Here is a 23,371-nt window from a genome sequence, read left to right as displayed (position 1 = left end):
CACAGCCATCCGTATTTCCTTGCGGAAACGGCGCTCAGTGCAGATCAGAAAGCGAAGGACTCAGGCGAAGGCAGGCGGCGCGCGCGGGTGGGCCGTGGGCCAGGTGAAGCGGGCAGGGATGTCAGCAGCCAGGACGATGGCAGGCGGGGGGGCATGAGGCTGTGGCAGCACCGCCACATTCAGGCTGGAACTCAGCGCCGGGCCCATGCCGCCGGTGGAACACAGCGGACAACCAAACGCCTTGGACAGTGTAGGCAAATTCTCTTCAGGGGCATTGGACGGCGTGGGCGCCTGGGTGCGCGGGTCCACCGTACAAAACTGACCGCCGATGCCATTGAGCTGCATCCCGACCATCTGCCCATGACCGATGCTGCAGGCGAACACATTGAACAGGACGCAGCAGTAAAGCATCCAGGCAATGAGCGAGCGATCGGCACGGGCAAGTTTCATGGGGCGGCACTTTACCATCAGCCGCCGACGAAATGCCTGCAGAAAATCTCAGGGCGACTATTCTGTTTCGCACCTTTTCAGGGAGAGCCAGCCATGAGCTTTGTTGTCGCACGATGGATTGTCGGCGTTTTTACCTGCATCAGCATGGTCCACCTCTACTGGGCCGCCGGCGGCAAACTCGGCAGCCTCGCCGCCATCCCCCAACTGCCCGGCGAATTCGCCAGCGGCCCAAAGCCAGCGTTCAAGCCCTCGGCGCTGGGGACGTTCCTCGTGGCGATGGGGCTGGTGGCGATTGCGCTGTTGGTGTGCCTGCGGGCTGGGCTGTACTTCTCGGCGGTGTCCCATGGTGCGCTGCAGTGGGGGATCAGCGCGATTGCCGTGGTGATGTTTGCAAGGGCGATTGGGGATTCGGAGTTGGTGGGGTTTTTCAAGAAGGTGGGTGGGTCGCGGTTTGCGAGGTTGGATACGTATTTTTATTCGCCATTGTGTTTGGTGTTGGGGGTGGGGTTGTTGGTGGTGGCGTGGGGGTGAGGGCCTGATTGCTCGTCAGGATGTGCATTCAATATTAAAGGTTGAATGTAGTACAAGTTGGACATGGAACCGGGGATTTTCTTGGCTTTTCCAAGTTTCAGGTACTCGTCGAATTCATGTGTTAGGTAATTTTTGTCTGTATATTTTTTGTATTTGCGCGGTAGCTCACATGCGTAAATATACAATCGCCAAACGTCAAAGCCGTCGACCCTATCATCAGGCCCGTAATCAAAATCGATGTATAGGTCAGATAGGTAAACGCAGCAACCAATACCGTGCAATTCGTAGGTCACGTCATCGGTGACAGAGCCTCGCTGGGGGATTTTCTTGGAACGCCATAACCGCAGAATGTTTTTAGTTCCGAAGCGTCGTTCGAGTAATTGCGTTGCATCATTCACTTTGGTCAGATATTCCGATATTAGGGTTTCTAATGTCTGCAACTGCATATATCTGCCTGCACTAGGGTATGCCTGTTTATAAGAGGGCTAATTTTTCAATTTTTCGAATTTGTTGTGTTGTGGTATTGTATTAAGCAAGTCAATAGTACTTGCATGAATTTTTTCTGATCAATGACAGGTGCGCTGAAGTAGGTGGCCATGCTTTTAAAAACTGCATCAAAACTGTCGTTTGCGGCTAAAAAGTGTGTGATAGAAGCGATGAACCACTCCTGCTCACTCCTCGTGTAATCTAGAAAGTCCGGCTTAGTCAATTCGTCAAAAAGCTCTATAAGTTCTCGCTCTTTATTTATGTTTTTTGAGGCGATAAGCCTCTCTCTCTCTAAGTCATCCGTATTTTCAATGTCATAAGTGAACAAGAGTCCGCGGATTATCGACATGTCAGGTTTGTTTTTCATTTTTAGTCATTTCTCCGTATATGCGGTTTTTGGCTTGCCTTGATTGTTCAGTATCACTCTTGCTTTACGCTGTTTGCTGTATTCCATTCCATCTTTTGAATATCCTTCGCCAACAACCTTGCCCATATCCATTGGTCGTAATGATGCTGCGAGTCCGTTTCTTCTAAAAATGAGCTGAGCTCGGTATATTGAGTTTAACTGATCCCTGTGACTGAGGTAATGAGTTGCAGCGGGGGGGTATTTAGGTTCCCCTGTTTTTGGACCTGATGTGTAGCGCTCAATAATTCCCGTCGTCGGATTCCTTGCGGTATTCAATCGTTCGAGCTGAGATTCGAGTGTTGTTTGTGCCCCGTGCTTTTCTAGGAAATGTGCTCCTGGAGTTGCTTTCTCAAGCTCGTCTAAGCGTCTATAGGCGTTAGCCTCAGCAAGTTCATCAACTCTTGCCTGGCGCTCAGCACGCGTCAGTTGCGGTAAAGCTGGCTCCCCATTATTAAGACTTGGCGCAGAGTTTTTAGCAGTAGCGCTTGGCTTGCAACCATCTCCGCCAGGACATGAGCTTAAGCCTAACGGATCAACCCACCCCGTAGGATTGGGCACGTACTGGTACGCATTGATCCCACCCGCCAGCCTCACCGGATCCGGCGTCAGGTACCGACCAATATCCGGATGGTAGTAGCGATGGCGGTTGTAGTGCAGCCCGCTTTCTTGATCGAAGTATTGGCCCTGGAAGCGCAGCGGGTTGTCGACTTTTCCGATGTCGAGACGGCTGATTTCACCGTACGCGCGGTAGTGCGCGGACCAGACAATTTCTCCGCCGGTGTCGGTGAGTTCCTGCGGGGTGCCGAGGTGGTCAAGTTGGTAGTGGTAGACCTTGGTTTCTTTTGGGCCGAAGCCTTCCAGGAGCGCCAGCGGGCGAAAGCTGTCCGGTTCGTAGAGGTAGCTGCGGTGACGGTCCGCGTGGTGCTCTGCGATCAGTTTGTCGCCTTGCCAGAAGAACTCGGTGGTTACGTCGTTGGCGGTTTTGCTGATACGCCGCCCAAACGGGTCGTAGCGGTAGCTGGCGGTCTGGCCGCTAGGTTGGGTGATGCCGATCAGCCGATGCTGGCAGTCGTAGCGGTACTCGGTGACGAGTGCGTGGCCTTTGCCGCGGCGTTCGCGGATGAGGTTGCCGAAGGCGTCGTAGTCGTAATGGTGGTCGCCTTGGATCATCAGGCGGTTGCCGGCGACGATGTCGGGGCCGGGACGGTCTTGCATGAGCAGGTTGCCGGCGGGGTCGTGGCCGAAGCGTTCTGGCTCGCCTTGGGAGTGGTCGGCGCGGGTGAGGCGGCTTAGTGGGTCGTAGTGGTAGTGGTGCTCGCCTTTGCGGGTGTCGAGCAGGCGGGTGAGGTTGCCGGATTTGTCGTAGTCGTAGTGGCGTTGGTAGAGGGTGTATTCCTGCTGGGTGACGGCGTTGGCGTGCAAGCGTTGCTGGTCGTCATAGTGGTAGTGGCTGATCAGTTGGCCTTGTTGGCGTTGGTGTTCCTGGCCGGCTTTGTAGAGATGCGAAGTGAGGATCTCGCCGTTCAGTTCGACGGTGGCCAGGTGGCCGCCTTTGTCGTGGTTGAAGGTGAGGCGGTTGTTGTCCGGCAGGCGCAGGTTTGTTAGTTGGCCGCAGGTGTCGTAGCCGTAGCGCAGGGTGCCCCAGCCTTGGTGTTCGGCGGTGAGGCGGTTTTGGACGTCGTATTCGTAGGCCAGGGCCCAGTGGCCGTCTTCGACGCTTAGGAGGTTGCCCTGGCGGTCGTAGGCGTAATCAACCTTGCTGTCATCAGGCAGGATTTTTCTTACGAGTCGACCGGCATGGTCTCGCTCGTAGCGGGTAATCAGCTGACTGCCGTCATCGCCGTGTTCGGTCTTTTCCTGAAGGTTGCCGTTGAGGTCGTAAACGTAAGCGGTGCGCTGACCGTCAAAGCCGATCTCCTGTTGGATCAGGCCGTTGGCGTGGTAATCAAGCTTGTAGGTTTCGCCAACCTCGTTTTCGATTTCAGTCAGTAACAAGCGTACGTTGTCGTAGCGGTAGTTGACCTGGCTGCCATCGGCATTGATGCGGCGGCTGATCAGGTGCAGGCCGTCGGCGTATTCGTAGCGGGTGACGTTCCCCAGTTCATCGCGTTCGGAAGTGATTTTTCCGTAGGGGTTGTAGCTGTATTGGCGCGTATCACAGCCGGGATTGGTCAGTTTTACCAGGCGACCTGCTGCATCCCACAGATACTGGGTCAGCGCCCCATGTTCATCCTCCCGGGCCACCTGCCGGCCAAGGTCGTCATAGCGATAACGCTTGAACCCACCATTCGGCAACTGCTCTTCAAGCAACTGCCCACGCTCATTCCAAACCAACTTCTGACAGCTGTGGTCCGGATACCAAACCTGCGTCAGTTGCCCGTATTTGTTGTAGCTGTAGGCAGTCGAATTTCCGTCAGGATCGGTCCTGCGAATGACATCGCCCTGATCATTCCGCTCATACTTCCAAACCGCTTCACCACGCCTTACAACCCGCACGAACCCGTTGTCATGCTCGTAGGTCGTCGGCTCATCCTCCCCCGGAAACAACGCCACCAAGCGTCCGGCTTCGTCGTACTGATACGCCGTCACCGCTCCCAGCGGGTCCTGCTCAACCGTCAACCGGCCTTTTTCATCGTAAGATTTAAAGTGCTCGGCACCGTCCGGATCCACCCGCTGCACCAGCCGCGCCCGCTGGTCATGCACGTAGACTTCCTGGCTGCCATCGGCGTTAAACACCGTGACCTGCCCGTTGTCATCCCAGGCATACCGCGTGTCCATCTGCGAAAAACTGGCCCAATGCCGCACACACCGCGCCGCCTTACCAGCCCGTTCCCACTCCCAAAAAAAACTCGCCCCACCGGCCAAACCACGCTCAAGAATGACGTGCTGTTCGTCGTACCGATAAACCTCGCTTTCACCGACAGCGTTAGTCGCAGAAACCAGTTGCCCAGCACCGTCATACGCGTAGGAAACAACGTTCTGTTCCGTCACCCAGACAAAAGGCTCAAGACCCGTGGCCCGCTGGATCTGATAATCCACCGCCACGATCCGCCCCGACGCATAACGCAAAAACAACGAACGCCCGACACCGTTATCCAGCCGCTCAATCTGCCCCAGATAATTGCGGGAAATGCGCAACCGGTTGTCATACGCATCGCTGATCGCCGTCAGCACACCGTCGCGAAAGTGGTAGAACCGTGACGCCTGCGCCAGCACCAGTTCATCAGGCAACGACCCCAAGTAGATCGCCGCTTCCGCCAAACTATTGGTAATCGCAGGCCGAGAAACCGTAGGCAAGGGCAGGGTGGTCGACCTATTTTCATGATCCGTCCACACCACCGAATCACCGGAAACACTCAACCGATGCGCCAGCGAGTGACTCCAGCCAAACCCCAACCCACAATCCATTTCCACCGCACTGGTGCGGTACAAGCGCGTCCACTCAAACGGCAAAATTCCGTCCAACGCCCCATCGGTCAGCGTCAGCAGTTCCTCGCCGGTGACCATCGACACCGGGCAACCGTTAGTGGCTGTTTTGTCGGAAGAGGCAGCCGCATCCCCGTTGGGATTGCGAGCAGCAGCCGGCATATCATCCACATGCTCTTTCTGCTTCAGCACCGCGTTCTGCCGCGCCTTCCAGCGCATCTGCATCGTGCCTTGCTTGAGCGCGCCGACCACCCCGCGAACCGCGACTGCCTTATAGCGATCCACGGCCTGCATGAACTTCGTCAGAATCGCCAAAAGACCCTTAACAAAGCTCACCGCTGCATCAAGAATCTGCGCCCCATACTTGACCAACCGCAGACTCAAATACGCCACACCCGCCGCCGGCAAGGCGATGGTCAACACCACGCCAATCACCAAGTCGATCAGCAGCGACACCACAAACCCAGCCGCCACGTTCGCTATTTCACTGGGTGGCAATGCATCCAACCAGATCATCGCCGTGCGCAACATCAGGTACAGCGCTGCCTCGTCACTGGCCAGCAACATGGCCTGTTCCATGACCTTGGGCGCATCGGTGGCGATCTGCGCCAACTTGGTCGCTTCGGTGCCCAACTGCTCGACGTACTTCAGCGGGTCTTCAAGAATCGCCTGCACCAGCTTGATGCTGTCCCACACATCACGAATCGCCGCCCAACTGCCCGCCAACAGGCCGCTGCCAATTGCACTGGCGGTTGAGCGTTCCCAGTGCGGTTTGAAGCCAGACCACTGCTCCCGAAGCCACCGCTCCAGATCCCCGGTCAGCCCGGCGTAAGAGGCAAACAGCGCGTCGACCTGTTCCTCGGACACCCCGCCTTGCACCCGCACCTGATAGCGCTCGCCCGCCGCGCAGTGGTGCGAGCCCTTACCCTGTTCATCCAGCATGATCACGGTGGAGCTGCCATCATCCAGCCCGATGACCTCGACCGGGATATTGCCAATCGGCACGTCATACACCGACTCGAACAAGCTCTCGATCTTCAGCTCGCCGCCCACCGGGCAGCGGGTCACGGTCGAAAAGTCAGCATCGGAAAGGCTCACCGATTGCTGCGCATCCCCCAGCCGCAACACCCGGTCCATCCCCAACAACGACGGCATGTCCAGCCCATGGCTCACGGCGTCCAGCGCACGCGAATACCACGCGCCCATCTGCTGGCGATAAATCACCAGGCTTTGATGAAAGCCGTCCAGTTCATGTTCGATCAGGGCAATGTGGGAAGCGTGGGTCATCCGTGACGTCTCGACACAGGGCAAGGCGTCGGAGCATGCCGCAGCAAAAAGCGGCTGGATGAACGGTTGAGAAATTCAGAAAAGGCCTACTACACAGCGGGAAAATCCGCGAGAAACCCAGCTAAACGGCTACACAAAAAAGCGATAAACCTGATTGCATTCGCACGTCTCAAATAAAAATCGCTCTCATCCTTGCCCGATTTCCCGACATGGCCGTCATGGTTAATAGAACCTCCCTTACGCAGGATTTCCCATGTCGCGTCTCGCTCGTCCCTTGCATCCACTGGCCCTGTCAGTGGCGATGGCTTTTGTCGCCGTGCCGTTGCTCACCGTCCAGTCCTCCTTCGCCGAAGAGAGCAGTAACACCGTGCGCAGTTTCTCGATTCCTGCCGGTGACTTGAGCCAGGCGCTCAATAGCCTGGCCGAGCAGGCGGGGTTGGTACTGGCATTCGATGCAAGCTTGACCCGGGGCAAACGCAGCAAGGGATTGAGCGGTCCATACGACACCGATGTGGCGCTGAACCAGTTGCTCACCGGCAGCGGTTTGCAAGCGTTGAAGATCTCCGCTGATCGCTACCGTCTGGAAGCCATCCCGGAGAGCGGCGGCGCCATGGAGCTGCAGGCCACCACCATCAGCGGTGCCTACCAGAGCGAAAGCCCGACCGGGCCGGTGTCCGGCTATGTGGCCACGCGCAGCGTGTCGGGCACCAAGACCGATACCGCGCTGATCGAAACCCCGCAGTCGATTTCCATCGTCACCAAAGACCAGATGCGTGCGCAAAACGCCGAGAGCCTCAACCAGATCCTGCGCTACAGCGCCGCCGTCATCCCGGAAACCCGTGGCGCCACCGCGTCGCGTCTCGACCAGTTGACCATCCGCGGTTTCTCCCCGGCCACCTACCTGGATGGCCTGCGCATGCCATCGAGCCGTGACGCCTTGCCGCAGAAAGACGCCTTTGACCTGGAGCGTGTGGAAGTGCTGCGCGGCCCGGCGTCGGTGTTGTACGGGCAGGGCACGCCGAGCGGGGTGATCAACATGGTCAGCAAACGCCCGCTGGACACGCCGTTTCACGAAGTGGGTGTGGAATACGGCACCTTTAACAAGAAGCGCACCACCTTCGACTTGAGTGGTCCGCTGGACGATCAGGGTGTGTATTCCTACCGTGTCGCCGGGCTTTTCGACGATGCGGATGGCCAGGTAGAGCACACCGAGACGCGCCGTCAGTCATTGTCCAGCGCCTTCACCTGGCGCCCGGACGACGCCACCTCGCTGACCCTGCTCGGGCATTTCCAGAAGGACCCCAAAGGCGCCTCCTACGGTTCGGTGCCGGCCTGGGGCTCGGTGCTGCATAGCCCGACCGGGCGCAGCATCGATGTGGATTTCTACGATGGCGAAAAGAACTTCGAGAAAAGCGACCGCGAGTACTACTCCATTGGCTGGGCGTTCGAGCATCACTTCGATGACGTGTGGACGGTACGCCAGAATGCGCGCTACCTGCGCAGCGAAGGCCAGTATCGCAGCCTCTACAGCAACTACCTGCAGACGGATTACCGCACCATTCGCCGTTCGACCATCGCCAGCGATGTCAACATGGATGCCTACACTCTCGACAACCAGTTGCAGGCCAAATTCGACACCGGCCCGCTGCAGCACACCTTGTTGATGGGGCTCGACTACCAGAACACCAGCACCGACACCCTGTCCGGGTCAGGCGTCTACACCGCAGGCCCGACCCTGGATATTTTCAATCCGGTGTATGGCGCGGCGGTCCCGGTGCCGGCTTACACCACCGATGGCACCTCGCGCAGCGAACAGACCGGTGCGTATCTGCAAGAGCAGATGAAGTGGGACAAATGGGTGTTGCTGCTGGGCGGTCGGTATGACTGGGCCAGCACCGATAACAGCACGCAGACCCTCAGCAGCGGTGCCAAGAGCAAGTCGTCGCTGGACAGCAAGGCGTTCACCGGCCGTATCGGCCTGGTTTACCTCTTCGATAACGGCCTGGCGCCGTATGCCAGCTACGCGGAGTCGTTCAACCCGCAATCGGGTACCGGTTACGGCGGTTCGGTGTTCAAGCCGACCGAAGGCAAGCAGTATGAAATCGGCATCAAGTACCAGCCGCCGGGCAGCAACAGCTTTATCACTGCAGCTATTTTCGACCTGCGCCAGACCAACGTGCTGACCACCGACCCGGACCCCACTCACCTGTGTGGCACCGGGCGTTGCCAGAGCCAGGACGGCGAAGTGCAATCGCGTGGCTTTGAACTGGAAGGCAAGGCCAGCCTCAACGATAACCTGGACATCACCGCCGCCTATGCTTACCTGGACAACCGCCTCAGTAAGTCCAACAACACCGTACGTTATGCGCCTATCAGCGACATCGGCGTAGGCCCGGCCATCGCTGCCGAAGGCACCACCACGTACGGCGTGCCGCGCCACACCGCCTCCGCGTGGGCCGACTACACCTTCCACGACGGCCAGCTCAAAGGCTTCGGCGTTGGCGCAGGCGCGCGGTATGTCGGTTCGTCTTGGGGCGATACCGCCAACACCCTCAAAGTGCCGGGCTATACCCTGTTTGACGCAGCGGTGCACTACGACATCCCGAACATTACCCACCTCAAGGACAACCTGCGTTTGGCCCTCAACGCCACCAACCTGGCGAATAAAGAGTATGTCGCGTCCTGCTATTCCTACTCGTGGTGCTGGTATGGCTCGCAGCGCACCGTGCAGGCAAGTGCGACTTACCAATGGTGATGAGGGGCAAATAAGGCACTTTAATGGCCCCCTTGTAACAAAATCCTCGCCAGAATCGCTTTTATTTTCAGGTGGTTAGGTGGGGATGCAAATGCGCACTGTTGGAATCATGCTGATCGCCTGCTCCCTGGCCGGCGGCGCGGCTGCCGTGCAGGCACGGGAGCTGCGCGAAGGTGACAAGTACATGTGCAGTTGGGGCGCCGGCACCGCCGCCAGGGCCCAGGAGCTCAAGTTGTCCGGGGTGTCGCTGTATGCGGCGCGGCAGAAGATCCAATCCATGAAATTCAATAAATCGTGGATGCGCATGATGGCCATGGGCATCACCGAACAAACCTACGACAGCCGCTCGCGGCTCAAGCCTGAGGCGATTCGCCAGGGCTTCTACCAGGATTGCGTGCGCTATAAAGTCGCGCGTAAGTGACCACTTAGCCCGACAACGGTGAGCGCTCATCGTCCTGGAAATACGCCTTTGCCGTTTCAATAAATCGCTGATTGGCCTGGGACAGGTACTCGTTGGCGCGCCAGCACAGGTTGAAGTGCATGAACTGCGCGGGCTCGAAAGAAACACCCGCGAGCCCGGGTTCCTGCTCCTGCACTGAACGCAGCAGGGTGGATATGCCCATTCCGCTGCGGGTGGCGGTAATCACCAGCGGCACGAAATTACTCTCCAGGGCAATGCTGAACCGAACCCGAGCCGCGCTGCAAAAGGCGTCCAGCAGATGGCGCTGCAGGAAGGTGTTGTCGAACACCAGCATCGGCTCGTCCTGCAAGCGCGCGGCCGGGATGGACGACGCTGCCGCCAGTGGGTGCTGCGCATGCATGCACAACACCATTTCGTCACTGCCGAGCAACACCGACTCCCAATCCGGATCGACCCGCCGCGACTCCAGTAGCGCCACATCGATGTCCCGCGTGGCCAGGCGATTGCTGATGTCATCGGCGCTGCCTTCCACCACATGCATGGCGATGCCGGGGTAGCGGGCGCGAAATTGCATCAGCAATTCGGGAATATGACGGATGCCATACATCGGCGGCACGCCGACGCGGATCTCGCCGCTGTGCAACTGGGTCAGGTCCTGCAATTCACGCCGGGCACCGGCCAACCCTTCAAGGCACGCCTCGGCACGCGCCAGGAACAATTGCCCCTCGGCCGTCACGCTGATCTGCCGCGTGGCACGGTTGAACAGGGCTACGCCCAGCTCCTCTTCCAGGCGACTCACCGCCATGCTCAGCGCCGGTTGTGCCACGTGCAACGCCTGGGCCGCCTTGGTGAAGCTGCCTTGACGGGCGATTTCGACGCAGTACTCCAACGCTTTCAGGTTCATACGGGCTCGCATAACAAAGTGTGATGAGTGGCTTCACAAATGGATATTTTCTGTGATGAGGGCAAGTCTATAACCTGTCGGCATTCTTCTCCATGCCGAGTGCCACACGATGCCCAACTTTCGCGCCTATTGGCTTGTCACCCTGATCGTCGGCGCCCTGGGCGGTAGCCTTGCCAGTTGGGCGGGGTGGCCATTGCCGTGGGTGATTGGCTCGCTGGTGGCCGTGATGCTGACTCGCTGCGCCGGTGGCCGGGTGCCGGAGATTCCCCATGGGCGCCACGTCGGGCAACTCATCGTGGCGGTCGCCATCGGCTGTCATTTCGCGTTGCCGGTGATGCAGCAGGTGGCGGCCCACCTTGGGCTGATCGTCACGGCCGTGTTGCTGACGCTGTTGCTGGCGTTCTGTTCGGTGCTGATCCTGCATCGCTGGGGCGTGCCCTTCAGCACGGCGTTCTTCGCCTTGATGCCCGCCAATTCCAGCGAGATGGTGCACCTGGGTCGCCAACGGCAGGCGGATACTGCATTCATCGCGGCCGCCCACAGCATCCGGTTGCTGTTGATCCTGCTGACGGTTCCTGCCGTTGCCACCTTCGGCCTGCCCGCGGTGGCTGCGCCTGCGCCATTGCCGGTGATCTGGCCATGGCTGATCTTCATCCTGGCGATGGGCTGGCTGGCGGCCCTGGGTTTCAAGCAATGCAAGCTGCCCAACCCGTGGACGTTCGGGCCGTTCCTGATCTGCGCGGTGGGGGTGGGCTGCAATAACTTGTCGATGAGCATGCCGGGCTGGCTCAGCGGCAGCGGGCAGTTGCTGATCGGCTGTGCATTGGGCGTCGTGTTTGACCGCAGTTTCTTCCGTCGTGCGCCGGGTCTGCTGGCCAAGGTGCTGCTGTTATTGACCGCTTCGGTGATCACCACAGCGTTGGCTGCCTGGGCGCTCGGCGCCGGGTTGGGCATGCCGTGGTTGTCGCTGGCCCTGGGCATGATGCCCGGCAGCGCACCGGAAATGAGCCTCACCGCCGAGGCCCTGGGCCTGGCCGTGACGCTGGTGACGGCGATGCAGGTGATCCGCATGCTGCTGATCCAGGCGGCGTGCTTGCCACTCTATCGCCTGCTGAACCCGGAGAAGCAGGTGCAAGCACCGGTCAGTGCAAAATCTGCGTAAGCCTGTCCAACTTCGCCTTGGCGCTCCTCGCCATACTGGGGTCAGGTAAATGAAGAGGAACAGGCGATGACTGACTACGTATTGACACCCACCCCAACCCCATCCCTCGCGGTACAGGGCAGTGCGGCGCGCTTCCCGCTGCGCCGGGTGTTCTGTGTGGGCCGCAACTACAGCGAGCACGCGCGTGAGATGGGGCATGACCCGGACCGTGAGCCGCCATTCTTCTTCATGAAACCGGCGGACGCCGTGGTGCCGGCCGAAGGCGTGATCGCTTATCCGCCGCTGACCGCCGACCTGCACCACGAAGTGGAACTGGTGGTGGCCATCGGCAAAGATGGCGTGAACATCAGCCCGGAACAGGCGTTTTCCCACATCTGGGGGTACGGTGTCGGCATCGACCTGACCCGTCGCGACCTGCAAGCTCAGGCGAAAAAGCTCTCGCGTCCGTGGGAATGGGCCAAGGCGTTTGATGAGTCCGCGCCAAGCACCGCACTGCAACCGGTGAGTGCGGTAGGGCACCCGTCCAGCGGCAGAATCTGGCTCCAGGTCAATGGCGAACAACGCCAGGTGGGCGATCTGGCTGACCAGATCTGGTCTGTCAGTGAAGTGATCAGCCATGCCTCCCACGCTGTCGCGCTCAAGGCCGGCGACCTGATCTTCACCGGCACGCCCGCCGGCGTTGGCGCGTTGCAGCCAGGCGATGTGGTCACCGCCGGCATCGACGGCATCGGCGAGTTACGTTTCACCCTCCGCCAACGTTGAGGCTAAAGTGGGGCCCAGGCCACCCGAGAGACCCTTATGCCAGGCACCCGCGTCACCACTTACGGCATGGAACAGCGCAGCGACCGCCCCGACTTTTACATCCGCGACAAACGCGCGAGGGCGGCGCTCACCCATCCTCATCGCCATGAGTATTTCCAGATCCAGATCAACCTGGGCGGCGACACCGTGCAGCACATCGGCGGCGCGGTGCGGCCGTTTCCGCGCAAGGCGCTGGCGTTTATCCTGCCTCACCGGTTGCATGTGATTCCCCATCCCGAGGACGGCGAGTTCATGCTGATCAACTTCAGCCAGGCGTTTTTCCTGCCGCAACTGACTTGCGATCCCCTGGACCTGGAAGACATCCCCATCGGCCAGGCCCCCGAGTTGTCGCCGTTTCGCTTCCAGGAACAGCTGGACTTCATCCTCGATGATGCGGCCTTCACTCATGTGCAAACCTGGCTCACGCACATGCGCGAGCTCGACGCTCACCGTACCTTCGGCGCGCGCGAGCGCCTCAAGGGCTACCTGTTTCAACTGGTCGGCCTGGTGTGTGAGCAGTACGCCGAGCCCTTGCAAGCCCTGGCCGCCAACAATGCCACGCGACGTGGGCGCAAGGATGCATTGGCGCGTGTGCAGGGGTACATTCGCGAGCACCTGCATGAGCCGACCCTCAACCTGACCGACACGGCCGCCGCTGCGTTCCTGTCACCCAACTACCTCACCCACCTGTTGCGCAAGGAAACCGGTAAACCTTTCTCGCACCTGGTGCTCGACCGGCGCATGCAGTTGGCGCGCACGTTGTTGCTCAACAGTGCGCAACTGATTGGCCCCATCGCGCACCGTTGCGGGTTTACCGATGAGGCGTATTTTTCCCGTTGTTTCCGTAAGGCCCATGGGTTGGCGCCGGGGCAGTTTCGTCGCCAACAGCAGGGGGATGCGGTGTAGGCCACAGGTTTACAAATCCACGACAATCGCTGTGTTTGTATTTGCATACAATTGCGACCTTCATCAGGGAGGCCAGTATGCAAGCAACGATCCGGGCGGCGACACAGGACGATGTCGATACGCTGTTCACTATTCGTACTTCAGTGGTGCAAAACCACTTGAGCGTCGCGCAGATGGCCGGTTTGGGCATTACCCCGCAGGGGCTGGCCGATAGCATCCGCGCCGCGCCCTGCGCATGGATCGCTGAAGTGAATGGCCAGCCGGCCGCCTTCAGCATGGTCGACCTGGCCACGGGCGAGGTATTTGCGCTGTTCGTGTTGCCGACCCACGAGAACCTGGGCCTGGGACGTCAACTCATGGCGGTGGCCGAAGCCGCGTTGTTTGAACACCATGCCACGCTGTTTTTGATTACCGACGGGCGCGACCACGTCCGTGCCAACGGGTTTTATCGGCGCCTCGGCTGGGCGGTGACGGGGCAGGTCGAGGGCGACGACGTACGTTACGAGAAGAGCAGGGCGCCGTAAGCTCATGAACGCACCCGAGCTGCCGTCCTCCAATAGCTTTCGCTACTTCATCGTCGCAGTACTCTGCGTCGCGGTGTTGCTGGGTATCTATTTCGTCCGGCTCAACGCCGACGTGGACCGCGAACGGGAAGCCGCCAATGAGCGCCTGGCACTGTGCAGGCAGGTGGAAAGTGTGGCGCGTTTGGTGTTGTCTAATACTCTTGAAACCCGAGACACATGCGAGCAGTTGATCGGGCACACACCGAAAAGTGCCACACCGCGTTAATCCAATAACCCTTTTTTATAAGTGGAAATATAGGCGCTAGTTGCACCAAAAAGTGGCACTTATATGCCTGGGTACCTTAAAAAAGGTGTGGTTATTGAACGACTTACGGCGCTTTTAATCCGACGAAAGGAATAAAATAATCTTGTTACGGCTTTTTACAGTCGGTACTATAGCCGGGCGTTCACCTCCCACGGTTTATGCATTTTTAAATCCCAAGTTTCCATCAGCTACTTGGGATTTTTTTTGCCTGAAATTTGGCCTCGACGTCAAACTTCCGCGTTGCTGAACTCCGCACGCATCCGCCCGTTACGTTTGGCCTGGTACAGCAACTTGTCGACCTCTTCGACAAACACCAGCATCGGACTCTCAGGTTTTACCAGGCGAGTGCCGACGCCGAGGCTCAAGGTCAGCAGGTTCGAGACCGCCGAAAAACCATGCTCGATCTGCTGCTGGCGGATCAGATGCAGGCAGCGTTGCGCGACTTGCCTGGCCGACGCGGCATCGGTTTCCGGCAGCAGCCACACAAATTCTTCGCCGCCGATACGCGCAATGAAATCCCGTGGCCGGTTGGCTGCCTTGGACAGGGTGTGCGCGACGTGGCGCAAGCACTCATCGCCCTTGATGTGGCCGTAGTGGTCGTTGTACTGCTTGAAAAAATCGATATCCAGAATGATCAACGACAGGGGTAGCTGGCTGCGTTGGGCGCTGGCCCATTCCCGTTCCAGCACGGTATCGAACATGCGCCGGTTGGCGATGCCGGTCAGGCCATCCTGGTAGGAATATTCCTCGAGTTGTTTTTGCAGGCGCACCAAGTGCTCTTCGGTTTTCTTGCGCTCACTGATATCGAACATAAAACCGATCAGCGCCTCGACCTCACCGTCCTTACGCACCACATGCACCACGTCACGAATCCACACGTAGTCGCCGTTCACGGTCAGCGCCCGGTAATCCGCCTCATGGTCCACCCCGGCGCGAGATTGCGATACGCAGAAATTCACCACGTATTCGCGGTCGTCCGGGTGCATGCGCTCGACCCAATCGTCCACGCTGACCCAGCTTTGCGGGGTCCAGCCGAGTAATGTCTCGATCTGCGGGCCGATGTAGCTGAAGGTCATCGTCTGCCAATCGATGCGCCAGGGGATGGCCTTGGTCGACTCCAGCAAGGTCTTGTACACATCGCTGTCGGGCTGGCTCGGAGGGTCGATGCTCATGGTGGGCTGCTCACAATGATGGCCAAAAGCCAAGAGCGTCTTTTGATCGGCGCGTGGAGTCAAGTGCTCACCGACGCAGCAGACGGGAGGTATCTTTGAACCGGTGTCCGGTCGGGTCGAGCTGTTGCTGACGGGCGTGTCCCCCAAGGGTTTGGACAGCATCCGTTCCATCTCAAACCTGATTGGCGAGTTGCGCACCGAGATCAAGGCCGGGCGCCGTGGGTTTGCGGCGGTCAGCTAGCCGTTGACGGTGTGGGACGGCGTGTCGAGCGCGCCGTAATAACGCCAGCAGCAATGGCGGTGTTCCGGCACGATCACACAGCCGCTGAGGCTGACGATCAGCAATGCGGCAACCAGCATGGAAAGTCGGCGGTACATGGTGTTTCCTCTCGGGTTGATCAGCGTTAATCCTTCAACGCTGCCACCTGCATAAATCCGTCGCGAAGCTTTCAAACATTTCATCAAGCCCCGCCATCCTCTGGGCAATACTGCCCGTCAATAATCCGCGCGTTGTGCGACGGATTATTTCGTACCCGCCGTTCAACCCATCAGCGACCTGCACTTTCGCGCGTTGCATGAAGGAGTTGCCATGAGACCCCTGGCCAAATTGCGTTTTGCCTTGCTTGCTCCGCTGGCCCTCGCCGCGTGTATCAGCACCCCGGTGTTTGCCCAGACCGACATCATCATCCGCCAGGCGCCGCCGCCGGCACGCGTGGAAGTGATCCCCGTGGAGCGTCCGGGTTACGCCTGGGACCGTGGGCACTGGCGCTGGGAAGGGCGCGGTTACGCTTGGGTGCCGGGGCACTGGCAGCCGGTCATGCGCAATGCGCGTTGGGAACCGGGCCATTGGGAAGCGCATGGCCCCAACTGGTACTGGCGTGAAGGGCATTGGATCCGCTGAAGTCTTAGAGAACTGCCCGATTGAAAGACACTGATCCGGACGTTGAACTGCTGGCGCGTATCGGGAACAACGAACCTGCGGCCGTCAACGAAATGGTGACGCGCAAACTGCCGCGTCTGCTGGCGCTTGCCGGCCGGATCCTGGGGGATGCCGACGAAGCCAGGGACGTGGCCCAGGAAAGCTTCCTGCGCATCTGGCGTCATGCGGCCAGTTGGCGCAGTGGCGAAGCGCGCTTCGACACCTGGTTGCACCGGGTGGCGCTCAACCTGTGCCATGACCGTTTGCGTCGGCGCAAGGAGCGCCCGCTGGCCGAGGCGGACACGCTGGCGCTTGCAGACAGCGCGCCGCCGCTGGATGAACAGCTGGAGACCACTGAGCGCAACGCCCGCATGGCCGCTGCCCTGGCCGCATTGCCCGAGCGTCAGCGCGAAGCCATTGTGTTGCAGTACTACCAGGAGCTGTCGAACATCGACGCCGCGGCCCTGATGAATATCAGCGTCGAGGCACTGGAGAGCCTGCTGTCGCGGGCCCGACGCCAGTTGCGCAGTCAACTTGCCGACACACCCGGGCTTGCCCGCCCAGGAAGGGGAACATCATGACACCCGAACGATTTGCTTATCTGGCCGACGCCTATGGGGCCGACTTACAGCGTTGGCCTGCGGCCGAGCAAGACGCGGCCCAGGCGCTGCTCGACAGCGCGAATCCCAGCGCCCGCGAAGCCCTGGAACAGGCGGGCTGGCTGGACGCCCAACTGGACAGCCATCAAGCGGTATTGGCTGACCCGGCCCTGGCCCGGCAGATCCGTCAGTCAGCGCCGCGCCGTGTGTCGTTCTGGTCGCGCTATGCGGCTTGGCTGTCACCTGCGGGCCTGGTGGGCGTGGGCATCGCCGGGGTCGTCACCGGCATGCTGGTGGCGTCCATGAGCGTGCCGCTGCCGATGCTGTCCTCCGAGGTGCTGCCCAGCGTCTTCGATCAGGGTGATGCGCAAGTCATCTTTACCGTCAACGCCGAGGAAACCGAGCAATGACCGCCCAATCCCTGAAACCGTGGTTGCTTGTTTCGGTCTTGCTCAATGTGTTTTTGATCGGCGGGGTGGGCGGTGGCCTGTACCACTGGATGGCCGGCGCCAAGCCTGCCGACATGGTGGTCAACCAGCATGGCTTGCGTCAGGCCATGATCAAGTTGCCGCCGGAGCGGCGCAGGGAGTTGCGCCAACTGTTGCGCCACAACAGTGCTGACAGCCAGCCGTTGATCATGGCCGGGCGTGCGGCGCGCCTGGGGGTGATCAAGCAACTGGAAGCGCCGACGCTGGACCGAGACGTGCTGGTCACCGAATTGGCCAAGGCCCGCGAAGCGGATATGGCACTTCGTGCGTTGGTGGACACGACCTTGGCGCAGTTCGCCAGCACCTTGCCCCAGGATGAACGGCAGAAACTGGTGGAGGCGTTGTACTTGCGCGGGCAGGGTAAACCTGGAGAAAAGCTCAATAAGCCGGTGTTGAATTCGAGATGACGGGCAAAAAAAATCCCGCCTGTAAGGGCGGGATCAGGATTCAGGGTGGCCCGTGAATCAGGAAGGGAACAGCTCGCTCAGCTTCATCGCCAGCATCATGTCGCCTTCGGTGCGCAGCTTGCCGCCCATGAAGGCCTGCATGCCGTCGGTGGAGCCGTCGACGATGCCTTCCAGGGTTGCGCTGTCCATGACCAGGGTCACTTGGGCGTCCGGGTTCTCGCCTTCGTGCAGTTCACAGGTCTTGTCTTTGACGACCAGAGAAAAGTTCTTGGTGTCGTCGATACGGAAACCGAACACCAGGTCCAAGCCTTCGGCAGCGCTTGGGTTGAATTTGGCTTTCATTGCTTCTACAGCTTTGGCTACGTCAGTCATGGTTTCGATCCTTTAGGGTGGAGTCCAGTGACCTTGGGGTCACGGTTGGCCGCAGTTCATCGGAACGTGATGAGCTGCGGCGCCTTCAACAGTTGCAAGTGGGTATGACTGTTGAAGGAAGCCAGTGCCACCTCGCGACCACGGAATTTCAGCTGGTTGAGCGAGGTGTTAACAATTTGCCAGTTCAGTTCGAAGGCCTGGGCCGCGGGCATTCGGGTAATCAGGTGGAGCAGGGCGGTGATGGTGCCACCGGAGGTGAACACTGCGATCTTCTGCGAGTTGTCCGCCGCTTCCAGAATGCGTTGCAGGCCACCTTGGACGCGCTCCACAAAGCCCAACCAGCTCTCCAACCCAGGTGGGTCATAGGTGCCGGCCAGCCAGCGGTCAATGATCAGGGCGAAGATGCGCTGGAATTCGCTGCGGTTCTGCGCGGCATTGCGCAGGATCTCCAGGGCCTCGGGTTCGGTGCTGAGCAGGTCGGGCAGCAGGGCGCGGATGATCGCTTCTGCATCGAATTCGTTGAACGCGCTATCGGTTTCCAGGGCCGGCACCGGCAGGCCGAGGGCGTGGTACTGATCGAAGGCGGCGGTGGCGGTGTGCTGCTGGCGGCGCAGGTCGCCGGCCACGCAGCGGTCGAAGACCAGGCCCATGTCCGCCAGGTGGCGACCGAGCACTTGCGCCTGCTCCACGCCGACGGGCGACAGGACGTCGTAGTCGTCTGCACCGAAGGAGGCCTGGCCATGTCGAATCAGATAGATGCTGCCCACGTCCGTTTTCCCGGTACGTTGAAAGTCAGGCGAGGTTATGAGGATGCCTGCGAGCTGTCAATGAAAAAACATACGCTTGTTTTAAAAGCGCGTTAGAGCGCTGGGTTGCTGGCTGTTTGATCACTGGCCCGAACGCGATGCCGTCGGTATGCTGGGGCAATCCGCGCCCGGCGCACCGCACTTGTAAGGAGAACTATGGATTTTTTGGCCGAATACGCGAGCTTTCTGGCGAAGACCGTCACCCTGGTGGTCGCTATTCTGGTGGTATTGATCAGCTTTGCCGCGCTGCGCAGCAAGGGCCGTCGCAAGTCCGCCGGCCAATTGCAGGTCAGCAAACTCAATGATTTCTACAAGGGCCTGCGTGAGCGCCTGGAGTCGAGCCTGCTCGACAAGGACCAGCTCAAGGCCCTGCGCAAGTCCGAAGGCAAAGCCGAAAAGAAGAAGGGCAAGCACAAAGCCGACGCCAAGCCTCGGGTGTTTGTGCTGGATTTCGACGGCGATATCAAGGCCTCGGCCACCGAGAGCCTGCGTCATGAAATTACCGCCTTACTGAGCCTGGCCACGCCCAAGGACGAAGTGGTGCTGCGCCTGGAAAGCGGCGGCGGCATGGTCCACAGCTATGGCTTGGCCTCGTCGCAACTGGCGCGTATCCGTCAGGCCGGTGTGCCCTTGACCGTGTGCATCGACAAGGTCGCGGCCAGCGGCGGCTACATGATGGCGTGCATCGGCGAGAAGATCATCAGCGCCCCGTTTGCCATCCTCGGCTCGATTGGCGTGGTGGCGCAGTTGCCCAACGTCAACCGCCTGCTGAAGAAGCACGATATCGACTTTGAAGTCCTGACGGCCGGCGAGTACAAACGCACCCTCACGGTGTTTGGCGAAAACACCGAGAAAGGCCGCGAGAAGTTCCAGGAAGACCTGGACATCACTCACCAGCTGTTCAAGAACTTCGTCTCGCGTTACCGCCCGCAGTTGGCCATCGATGACGTAGCGACCGGGGAAGTGTGGTTGGGTGTTGCAGCCCTCGACAAGCAACTGGTCGACGAGCTGCAAACCAGCGACGAATACCTGGCCACCAAGGCCAAGACCGCCGAGGTTTTCCACCTGCACTATGCCGAGCGCAAGAGCTTGCAGGAGCGCGTAGGCCTGGCGGCCAGTGGCTCGGTAGACCGGGTATTGCTGACGTGGTGGAGCCGGCTGACCCAGCAACGGTTCTGGTAATCCGATTGCCAGAATGCAGATGATCTCTTTCTAACGATAGCTACCACTGTAGTGAGCGGGCTTGCCCCGCGCTGGGCTGCGAAGCAGCCCCCATCCAGTCACCGCGCGCTTTCAGACAAACCGCGGTAGTAGGGTTTAGGGCCGCTTCGCAGCCCAGCGCGGGGCAAGCCCGCTCACTACAGGTTGCTCTGTACGCTCAAAAGAAGTCGGCTACGCCAACCTGGGCTGTATCGAGTCGGCCAACCGCGTCAGGATCAGGCAGCACGACACCGCCCCCGCATCCAGCACCCCCAGCGACCGCTCGCCGAGCCGACTGGCTCGACCAATCTTCGCCACCAGATCTTTCGTTGAATCTCGTCCCTGGGACGCAGCGCGTTTCATTGATTCCAGAGCATCACTGAAGGAGGCGCCGGATGCCCGTGCCTGCTCAAACGCCTCCACCGCCGGGATCAGGGTGTCCATCAGACACTTGTCGCCGACGCCCGCTTCGGTAATGTCCTGCAGCGAGGTCAAGCCCCCGCGCAGCAAGTGCGCAAACGTCGCGGCGTCGATGTTGTCGCTGCCGCGCACTTCATCGGCCATGCCGATAAACAGGCTGCCATAGAGCGGGCCCATGGAGCCGCCGATACCTTCCATCAAGCTGAGGGTCAACTCATCCAGTGCTTCGGCCAAGGTCAGCTGACGGCCTTCGATCGTGCGCCCGCAATGGGCGAAACCCTTGGCCATGTTGATGCCGTGGTCGCCATCGCCAATGGCGCCGTCGACCTCGCTGAGGTACTCACGGTTGGCCACGATCACGCTGACCAGGTCGGCGACGATGGCGCTGCCGTCACGGGTGGAAAAATGCTGGCTCATGGTTCACTCCGCCTGGGTCATGCCGATGGAGCGGCAGGGTTGGTCGATCAGGGTTGTAAGCTCCGCGTCGAGGCCGAGCAGGGTCAGGGTCACGCCCATCATTTCCAGGGACGTAAAGTAGTTGCCGACATAGCAGCGGTGAATCTTCAAGCCTTTGGCCTTGAGCTGTGTTTCGACCTCGGCATAGAAGATATACAGCTCCATGATCGGCGTGGCACCGAGGCCCGAGACCAGCACCACCACGCTGTCGTCCTGGCTGAAGTCGCGGTCGGCCAGGATCGGCGCCAGCATGCGTTCGGCCATGGCGGCGGCGGGCTCAATCGGGATCACCTCAATGCCCGGTTCGCCATGATGGCCGATGCCAAGCTCCATCTGGCCATCGGGGATCTGGAAGTTCGGCTTGCCCACCGCCGCGATGGTGCAGGGCGTCAGGCCGATACCAATCGAGCGGCAGTGGTCGACGGTCTTTTGCGCGACCCGAATCACGTCGTCGAGGTTGTAGTGCTGGGCGGCCGCGGCGCCGCCGAGCTTCCACATGAAGATTTCCCCGGCCACGCCACGACGCTTGGCACTCTCGGCCTTGGGCGCGGACGCGACGTCATCGTTGGCGACCACCGTGCGGATGCGCATGTCTTTGCTGGCGGCCATTTTCACCGCCAGTTTCACGTTCATATTGTCGCCGGCGTAGTTGCCGTAGAGGCAGGCCACGCCTGCGCCCTGGTCGGCGGCGCGGAAGGCGTCGAAGAAGCTCTTGGCGGTGGGTGAGGAAAAGATCTCGCCGACGGCCACGGCATCCACCAGGCCTGGGCCGACGTAGCCGAGGAAGGCCGGTTCATGGCCCGAACCGCCGCCGGTCACAATGCCCACACGGCCGGGCGCAGGCGGCGTGGCTTGGGTGATGACCCGTGGGTTGGTCTCGTATTGGCGCAACTCGGGGTGCGCGACCAGAATACCGCGCAGCATGTCCTCGACCACGTGGTCCGGATCGTTGATGACTCGATTCATAACGCGGGTTCCTGTTCCTGTTCTTGTTCTAAAGGGCAACAATGGTCAGCTGCGTGTGTTCTTAAGGTTCGAGGACTACCTTCAGCGACTTGTCGCCGCGCTCCATCACCGCAAAGGCTTCCTTGAAGTCCGCCAAGGCGAATTTATGGGTCACCACGTCGCGCATGTCGATCTTGCGGTTGCCGATGAAGTCGATGGCACGTGGGTACATGTACGGCCCCAGGTGTGAGCCCAGCACGTCCAGTTCCTTGCGGTCGCCAATGATCGACCAGTCCACCGTCGCCTCGTCATTGAACACGCTGAACTCGACGAAACGCCCCAGCTTGCGCAGCATCGCCAGGCCCTGGTTCACCGCCTTGTGGTGCCCGGTGGCCTCAATGTAAATGTCGCAGCCGTAGCCCTCGGTGATCTCGCGGATTTTCGCCAGCACATCCACCTCGGCCGGGTTCCACACTTCGTCGGCGCCCATGCGCAGGGCGAGGGCGGCGCGTTCGGGCTTCATGTCCAGCACGATGAGTTTTTTCGGGTTGCGCATGCGCACCGCGCCGATGATCCCGAGGCCCAGAGTGCCGGCGCCGGCGACCACCACCACGTCGTCGAAGTCCACGTTGGCGCGTTCCGCAGCGTGCAGCGAGCACGCCAGCGGTTCGATCAGGATCGCTTCGTCCGGGGCGATCGAGTCCGGCACCTGATGGATGATGCCTTCCTTGGTGAAGATCATGTACTGGGCCATGGCGCCCTGCACATTGTTCTGGAAGCCATACAGGTCATGCTTCTGGCACATCCAGTATTGGCCGTGGTTGCAGAAGCGACAGCCCCAGCACGGCACGATCTGCTCGGAGATCACCCGGTCACCGACCTTCACGCCGCGTTTCTCTGCGCCGGGGCCGAGGGCGACCACGCGGCAGACGAATTCATGGCCGGGAATCATCGGCGGTTTCACATAGCGCGGCTGCTCGGCGTCACCCCAGAACGAAGGGGCGCCGCGATAGGTCTTGATATCGCCCATGCAGATGCCGCACAACTCGACTTTGGTGAGGATTTCATCGGGACCGGGCGTGGGCACGTCGACGGTTTCCAGGCGGTAATCTTCGGGGCCATGGCAGACCACGGCCTGCATGGTTTTCGGGATGACCGGGGACAGTTGTTCAGGTGTGCGTTCGGTGACGGTGGACATGACAAAACCTCACGACAAAAAATGAA

General features: G+C 60.1%; 26 protein-coding genes. 14 read left to right on the top strand and 12 right to left on the bottom strand.

What is annotated here, in order from left to right; genetic code table 11:
• Window positions 1-60 precede the first annotated feature (60 nt).
• A complete protein-coding gene (locus QCBJ_RS06290; protein WP_102060331.1) occupies window positions 61-450 on the bottom strand; it encodes a DUF2946 domain-containing protein in 390 nt (129 codons plus the stop codon).
• A 93-nt stretch (window positions 451-543) separates the two neighbouring features.
• Here QCBJ_RS06290 and QCBJ_RS06285 point away from each other — a divergent pair, with 93 nt between their 5' ends.
• On the top strand, window positions 544-981 hold the full coding sequence (locus QCBJ_RS06285) for a DUF3995 domain-containing protein (RefSeq protein ID WP_078048046.1): 438 nt from the start codon (window positions 544-546) through the stop codon (window positions 979-981).
• Here the strand turns inward: QCBJ_RS06285 and QCBJ_RS06280 are convergent.
• The 3 genes from QCBJ_RS06280 to QCBJ_RS06270 are packed head-to-tail and all read right to left on the bottom strand — an operon-like array spanning window position 924 to window position 6,586.
• Window positions 924-1,427, bottom strand: coding sequence for a hypothetical protein (locus tag QCBJ_RS06280; RefSeq protein WP_256581461.1), 504 nt, complete (start codon window positions 1,425-1,427; stop codon window positions 924-926). The genes QCBJ_RS06285 and QCBJ_RS06280 overlap by 58 nt on opposite strands.
• A 47-nt stretch (window positions 1,428-1,474) precedes the next feature.
• A complete protein-coding gene (locus tag QCBJ_RS06275) occupies window positions 1,475-1,834 on the bottom strand; it encodes a hypothetical protein (RefSeq protein ID WP_102060330.1) in 360 nt (119 codons plus the stop codon).
• Window positions 1,835-1,840: 6 nt separating this feature from the next.
• The gene (locus QCBJ_RS06270) at window positions 1,841-6,586 is read right to left on the bottom strand and encodes an RHS repeat-associated core domain-containing protein (RefSeq protein WP_102060329.1); all 4,746 of its coding nucleotides are present in this window, start codon (window positions 6,584-6,586) and stop codon (window positions 1,841-1,843) included.
• A gap of 253 nt (window positions 6,587-6,839) precedes the next feature.
• On the opposite strand from QCBJ_RS06270, the gene QCBJ_RS06265 reads away from it, so the two are divergent.
• The gene (locus QCBJ_RS06265) at window positions 6,840-9,341 is read left to right on the top strand and encodes a TonB-dependent siderophore receptor (RefSeq protein WP_102060328.1); all 2,502 of its coding nucleotides are present in this window, start codon (window positions 6,840-6,842) and stop codon (window positions 9,339-9,341) included.
• 91 nt (window positions 9,342-9,432) lie between these two features.
• Window positions 9,433-9,762, top strand: a complete 330-nt coding sequence (locus QCBJ_RS06260; protein ID WP_043206222.1) for a hypothetical protein — start codon at window positions 9,433-9,435, stop codon at window positions 9,760-9,762.
• A gap of 4 nt (window positions 9,763-9,766) precedes the next feature.
• Here the strand turns inward: QCBJ_RS06260 and QCBJ_RS06255 are convergent, their stop codons facing one another.
• Complete coding sequence (locus tag QCBJ_RS06255) at window positions 9,767-10,666, bottom strand: LysR family transcriptional regulator (RefSeq protein ID WP_102060327.1); 900 nt, start codon at window positions 10,664-10,666, stop codon at window positions 9,767-9,769.
• Between the two features lie 109 nt (window positions 10,667-10,775).
• On the opposite strand from QCBJ_RS06255, the gene QCBJ_RS06250 reads away from it, so the two are divergent.
• The 5 genes from QCBJ_RS06250 to QCBJ_RS06230 all read left to right on the top strand — a co-directional run bounded on the left by QCBJ_RS06250 (window position 10,776) and on the right by QCBJ_RS06230 (window position 14,324).
• The gene (locus QCBJ_RS06250; RefSeq protein ID WP_102060326.1) at window positions 10,776-11,828 is read left to right on the top strand and encodes an AbrB family transcriptional regulator; all 1,053 of its coding nucleotides are present in this window, start codon (window positions 10,776-10,778) and stop codon (window positions 11,826-11,828) included.
• Between the two features lie 66 nt (window positions 11,829-11,894).
• Window positions 11,895-12,590 carry a fumarylacetoacetate hydrolase family protein gene (locus QCBJ_RS06245; protein WP_102060325.1) on the top strand — a complete coding sequence of 232 codons (696 nt, stop codon included), beginning with the start codon at window positions 11,895-11,897 and terminating at the stop codon, window positions 12,588-12,590.
• A gap of 36 nt (window positions 12,591-12,626) precedes the next feature.
• Window positions 12,627-13,535 (top strand): AraC family transcriptional regulator, encoded by a 909-nt coding sequence (locus QCBJ_RS06240; RefSeq protein ID WP_012723803.1) that lies wholly within the window; start codon window positions 12,627-12,629, stop codon window positions 13,533-13,535.
• Between the two features lie 77 nt (window positions 13,536-13,612).
• Window positions 13,613-14,059 (top strand): GNAT family N-acetyltransferase, encoded by a 447-nt coding sequence (locus QCBJ_RS06235; RefSeq protein WP_102060324.1) that lies wholly within the window; start codon window positions 13,613-13,615, stop codon window positions 14,057-14,059.
• 4 nt (window positions 14,060-14,063) lie between these two features.
• Window positions 14,064-14,324, top strand: coding sequence for a hypothetical protein (locus tag QCBJ_RS06230; protein ID WP_102060323.1), 261 nt, complete (start codon window positions 14,064-14,066; stop codon window positions 14,322-14,324).
• 266 nt (window positions 14,325-14,590) lie between these two features.
• Here the strand turns inward: QCBJ_RS06230 and QCBJ_RS06225 are convergent, their stop codons facing one another.
• Window positions 14,591-15,535 (bottom strand): diguanylate cyclase, encoded by a 945-nt coding sequence (locus QCBJ_RS06225; protein WP_043205241.1) that lies wholly within the window; start codon window positions 15,533-15,535, stop codon window positions 14,591-14,593.
• Between the two features lie 103 nt (window positions 15,536-15,638).
• On the opposite strand from QCBJ_RS06225, the gene QCBJ_RS06220 reads away from it, so the two are divergent.
• Window positions 15,639-15,776: a hypothetical protein gene (locus tag QCBJ_RS06220; RefSeq protein WP_279615285.1), complete on the top strand. Its 138-nt coding sequence runs from the start codon at window positions 15,639-15,641 to the stop codon at window positions 15,774-15,776.
• Here the strand turns inward: QCBJ_RS06220 and QCBJ_RS30170 are convergent.
• Entirely contained in the window at window positions 15,773-15,913 is a 141-nt protein-coding gene (locus QCBJ_RS30170) for a hypothetical protein (protein ID WP_163825752.1), read from the bottom strand. The two genes, QCBJ_RS06220 and QCBJ_RS30170, sit on opposite strands and share 4 nt — an antisense overlap.
• A gap of 211 nt (window positions 15,914-16,124) precedes the next feature.
• Between QCBJ_RS30170 and QCBJ_RS06215 the strand changes: the two genes are divergently transcribed.
• The 4 genes from QCBJ_RS06215 to QCBJ_RS06200 are packed head-to-tail and all read left to right on the top strand — an operon-like array spanning window position 16,125 to window position 17,948.
• Window positions 16,125-16,436, top strand: a complete 312-nt coding sequence (locus QCBJ_RS06215) for a YXWGXW repeat-containing protein (protein ID WP_102060321.1) — start codon at window positions 16,125-16,127, stop codon at window positions 16,434-16,436.
• A gap of 20 nt (window positions 16,437-16,456) precedes the next feature.
• Window positions 16,457-17,035: an RNA polymerase sigma factor gene (locus QCBJ_RS06210; RefSeq protein WP_012723809.1), complete on the top strand. Its 579-nt coding sequence runs from the start codon at window positions 16,457-16,459 to the stop codon at window positions 17,033-17,035.
• On the top strand, window positions 17,032-17,463 hold the full coding sequence (locus QCBJ_RS06205; RefSeq protein ID WP_102060320.1) for a hypothetical protein: 432 nt from the start codon (window positions 17,032-17,034) through the stop codon (window positions 17,461-17,463). The genes QCBJ_RS06210 and QCBJ_RS06205 overlap by 4 nt, the downstream gene beginning before the upstream one ends.
• Window positions 17,460-17,948 (top strand): periplasmic heavy metal sensor, encoded by a 489-nt coding sequence (locus QCBJ_RS06200; RefSeq protein WP_046034055.1) that lies wholly within the window; start codon window positions 17,460-17,462, stop codon window positions 17,946-17,948. Before QCBJ_RS06205 ends, QCBJ_RS06200 begins: the two co-directional genes overlap by 4 nt.
• A 57-nt stretch (window positions 17,949-18,005) precedes the next feature.
• Here QCBJ_RS06200 and QCBJ_RS06195 read toward each other — a convergent pair whose 3' ends face one another.
• Together QCBJ_RS06195 and QCBJ_RS06190 are read right to left on the bottom strand one after the other, a co-directional pair.
• Window positions 18,006-18,320 carry an SCP2 sterol-binding domain-containing protein gene (locus QCBJ_RS06195; protein WP_093545272.1) on the bottom strand — a complete coding sequence of 105 codons (315 nt, stop codon included), beginning with the start codon at window positions 18,318-18,320 and terminating at the stop codon, window positions 18,006-18,008.
• A gap of 56 nt (window positions 18,321-18,376) precedes the next feature.
• The gene (locus tag QCBJ_RS06190; protein WP_012723813.1) at window positions 18,377-19,087 is read right to left on the bottom strand and encodes a histidine phosphatase family protein; all 711 of its coding nucleotides are present in this window, start codon (window positions 19,085-19,087) and stop codon (window positions 18,377-18,379) included.
• 195 nt (window positions 19,088-19,282) lie between these two features.
• Here QCBJ_RS06190 and sohB point away from each other — a divergent pair, with 195 nt between their 5' ends.
• Complete coding sequence (gene sohB / locus QCBJ_RS06185; RefSeq protein WP_012723814.1) at window positions 19,283-20,308, top strand: protease SohB; 1,026 nt, start codon at window positions 19,283-19,285, stop codon at window positions 20,306-20,308.
• A 210-nt stretch (window positions 20,309-20,518) separates the two neighbouring features.
• On the opposite strand, the gene dhaL is transcribed toward sohB, so the two are convergent.
• From dhaL to QCBJ_RS06165, 3 genes are all read right to left on the bottom strand, one after another.
• Complete coding sequence (gene dhaL, locus QCBJ_RS06175; protein WP_102060319.1) at window positions 20,519-21,163, bottom strand: dihydroxyacetone kinase subunit DhaL; 645 nt, start codon at window positions 21,161-21,163, stop codon at window positions 20,519-20,521.
• Window positions 21,164-21,166: 3 nt separating this feature from the next.
• A complete protein-coding gene (locus tag QCBJ_RS06170) occupies window positions 21,167-22,168 on the bottom strand; it encodes a dihydroxyacetone kinase subunit DhaK (protein ID WP_102060318.1) in 1,002 nt (333 codons plus the stop codon).
• 61 nt (window positions 22,169-22,229) lie between these two features.
• A complete protein-coding gene (locus QCBJ_RS06165) occupies window positions 22,230-23,345 on the bottom strand; it encodes an alcohol dehydrogenase catalytic domain-containing protein (protein ID WP_102060317.1) in 1,116 nt (371 codons plus the stop codon).
• Window positions 23,346-23,371 lie beyond the last annotated feature (26 nt).

Origin of the sequence: Pseudomonas sp. QC2 (assembly GCF_002859085.1) — a bacterium.
Classification (GTDB): domain Bacteria; phylum Pseudomonadota; class Gammaproteobacteria; order Pseudomonadales; family Pseudomonadaceae; genus Aquipseudomonas; species Aquipseudomonas petroselini.
The sequence above is the reverse complement of the archived record's forward strand: the minus strand, read 5'-3'. Positions and strand labels throughout refer to the sequence as shown.

Coding starts and splice junctions, on each gene's coding strand:
- QCBJ_RS06290 (WP_102060331.1), bottom strand. CDS start 450: ATGAAACTTGCCCGTGCCGATCGCTCGCTCATTGCCTGGATGCTTTAC.
- QCBJ_RS06285 (WP_078048046.1), top strand. CDS start 544: ATGAGCTTTGTTGTCGCACGATGGATTGTCGGCGTTTTTACCTGCATC.
- QCBJ_RS06280 (WP_256581461.1), bottom strand. CDS start 1,427: ATGCAGTTGCAGACATTAGAAACCCTAATATCGGAATATCTGACCAAA.
- QCBJ_RS06275 (WP_102060330.1), bottom strand. CDS start 1,834: ATGAAAAACAAACCTGACATGTCGATAATCCGCGGACTCTTGTTCACT.
- QCBJ_RS06270 (WP_102060329.1), bottom strand. CDS start 6,586: ATGACCCACGCTTCCCACATTGCCCTGATCGAACATGAACTGGACGGC.
- QCBJ_RS06265 (WP_102060328.1), top strand. CDS start 6,840: ATGTCGCGTCTCGCTCGTCCCTTGCATCCACTGGCCCTGTCAGTGGCG.
- QCBJ_RS06260 (WP_043206222.1), top strand. CDS start 9,433: ATGCGCACTGTTGGAATCATGCTGATCGCCTGCTCCCTGGCCGGCGGC.
- QCBJ_RS06255 (WP_102060327.1), bottom strand. CDS start 10,666: ATGAACCTGAAAGCGTTGGAGTACTGCGTCGAAATCGCCCGTCAAGGC.
- QCBJ_RS06250 (WP_102060326.1), top strand. CDS start 10,776: ATGCCCAACTTTCGCGCCTATTGGCTTGTCACCCTGATCGTCGGCGCC.
- QCBJ_RS06245 (WP_102060325.1), top strand. CDS start 11,895: ATGACTGACTACGTATTGACACCCACCCCAACCCCATCCCTCGCGGTA.
- QCBJ_RS06240 (WP_012723803.1), top strand. CDS start 12,627: ATGCCAGGCACCCGCGTCACCACTTACGGCATGGAACAGCGCAGCGAC.
- QCBJ_RS06235 (WP_102060324.1), top strand. CDS start 13,613: ATGCAAGCAACGATCCGGGCGGCGACACAGGACGATGTCGATACGCTG.
- QCBJ_RS06230 (WP_102060323.1), top strand. CDS start 14,064: ATGAACGCACCCGAGCTGCCGTCCTCCAATAGCTTTCGCTACTTCATC.
- QCBJ_RS06225 (WP_043205241.1), bottom strand. CDS start 15,535: ATGAGCATCGACCCTCCGAGCCAGCCCGACAGCGATGTGTACAAGACC.
- QCBJ_RS30170 (WP_163825752.1), bottom strand. CDS start 15,913: ATGTACCGCCGACTTTCCATGCTGGTTGCCGCATTGCTGATCGTCAGC.
- QCBJ_RS06215 (WP_102060321.1), top strand. CDS start 16,125: ATGAGACCCCTGGCCAAATTGCGTTTTGCCTTGCTTGCTCCGCTGGCC.
- QCBJ_RS06205 (WP_102060320.1), top strand. CDS start 17,032: ATGACACCCGAACGATTTGCTTATCTGGCCGACGCCTATGGGGCCGAC.
- QCBJ_RS06200 (WP_046034055.1), top strand. CDS start 17,460: ATGACCGCCCAATCCCTGAAACCGTGGTTGCTTGTTTCGGTCTTGCTC.
- QCBJ_RS06195 (WP_093545272.1), bottom strand. CDS start 18,320: ATGACTGACGTAGCCAAAGCTGTAGAAGCAATGAAAGCCAAATTCAAC.
- sohB (WP_012723814.1), top strand. CDS start 19,283: ATGGATTTTTTGGCCGAATACGCGAGCTTTCTGGCGAAGACCGTCACC.
- dhaL (WP_102060319.1), bottom strand. CDS start 21,163: ATGAGCCAGCATTTTTCCACCCGTGACGGCAGCGCCATCGTCGCCGAC.
- QCBJ_RS06170 (WP_102060318.1), bottom strand. CDS start 22,168: ATGAATCGAGTCATCAACGATCCGGACCACGTGGTCGAGGACATGCTG.
- QCBJ_RS06165 (WP_102060317.1), bottom strand. CDS start 23,345: ATGTCCACCGTCACCGAACGCACACCTGAACAACTGTCCCCGGTCATC.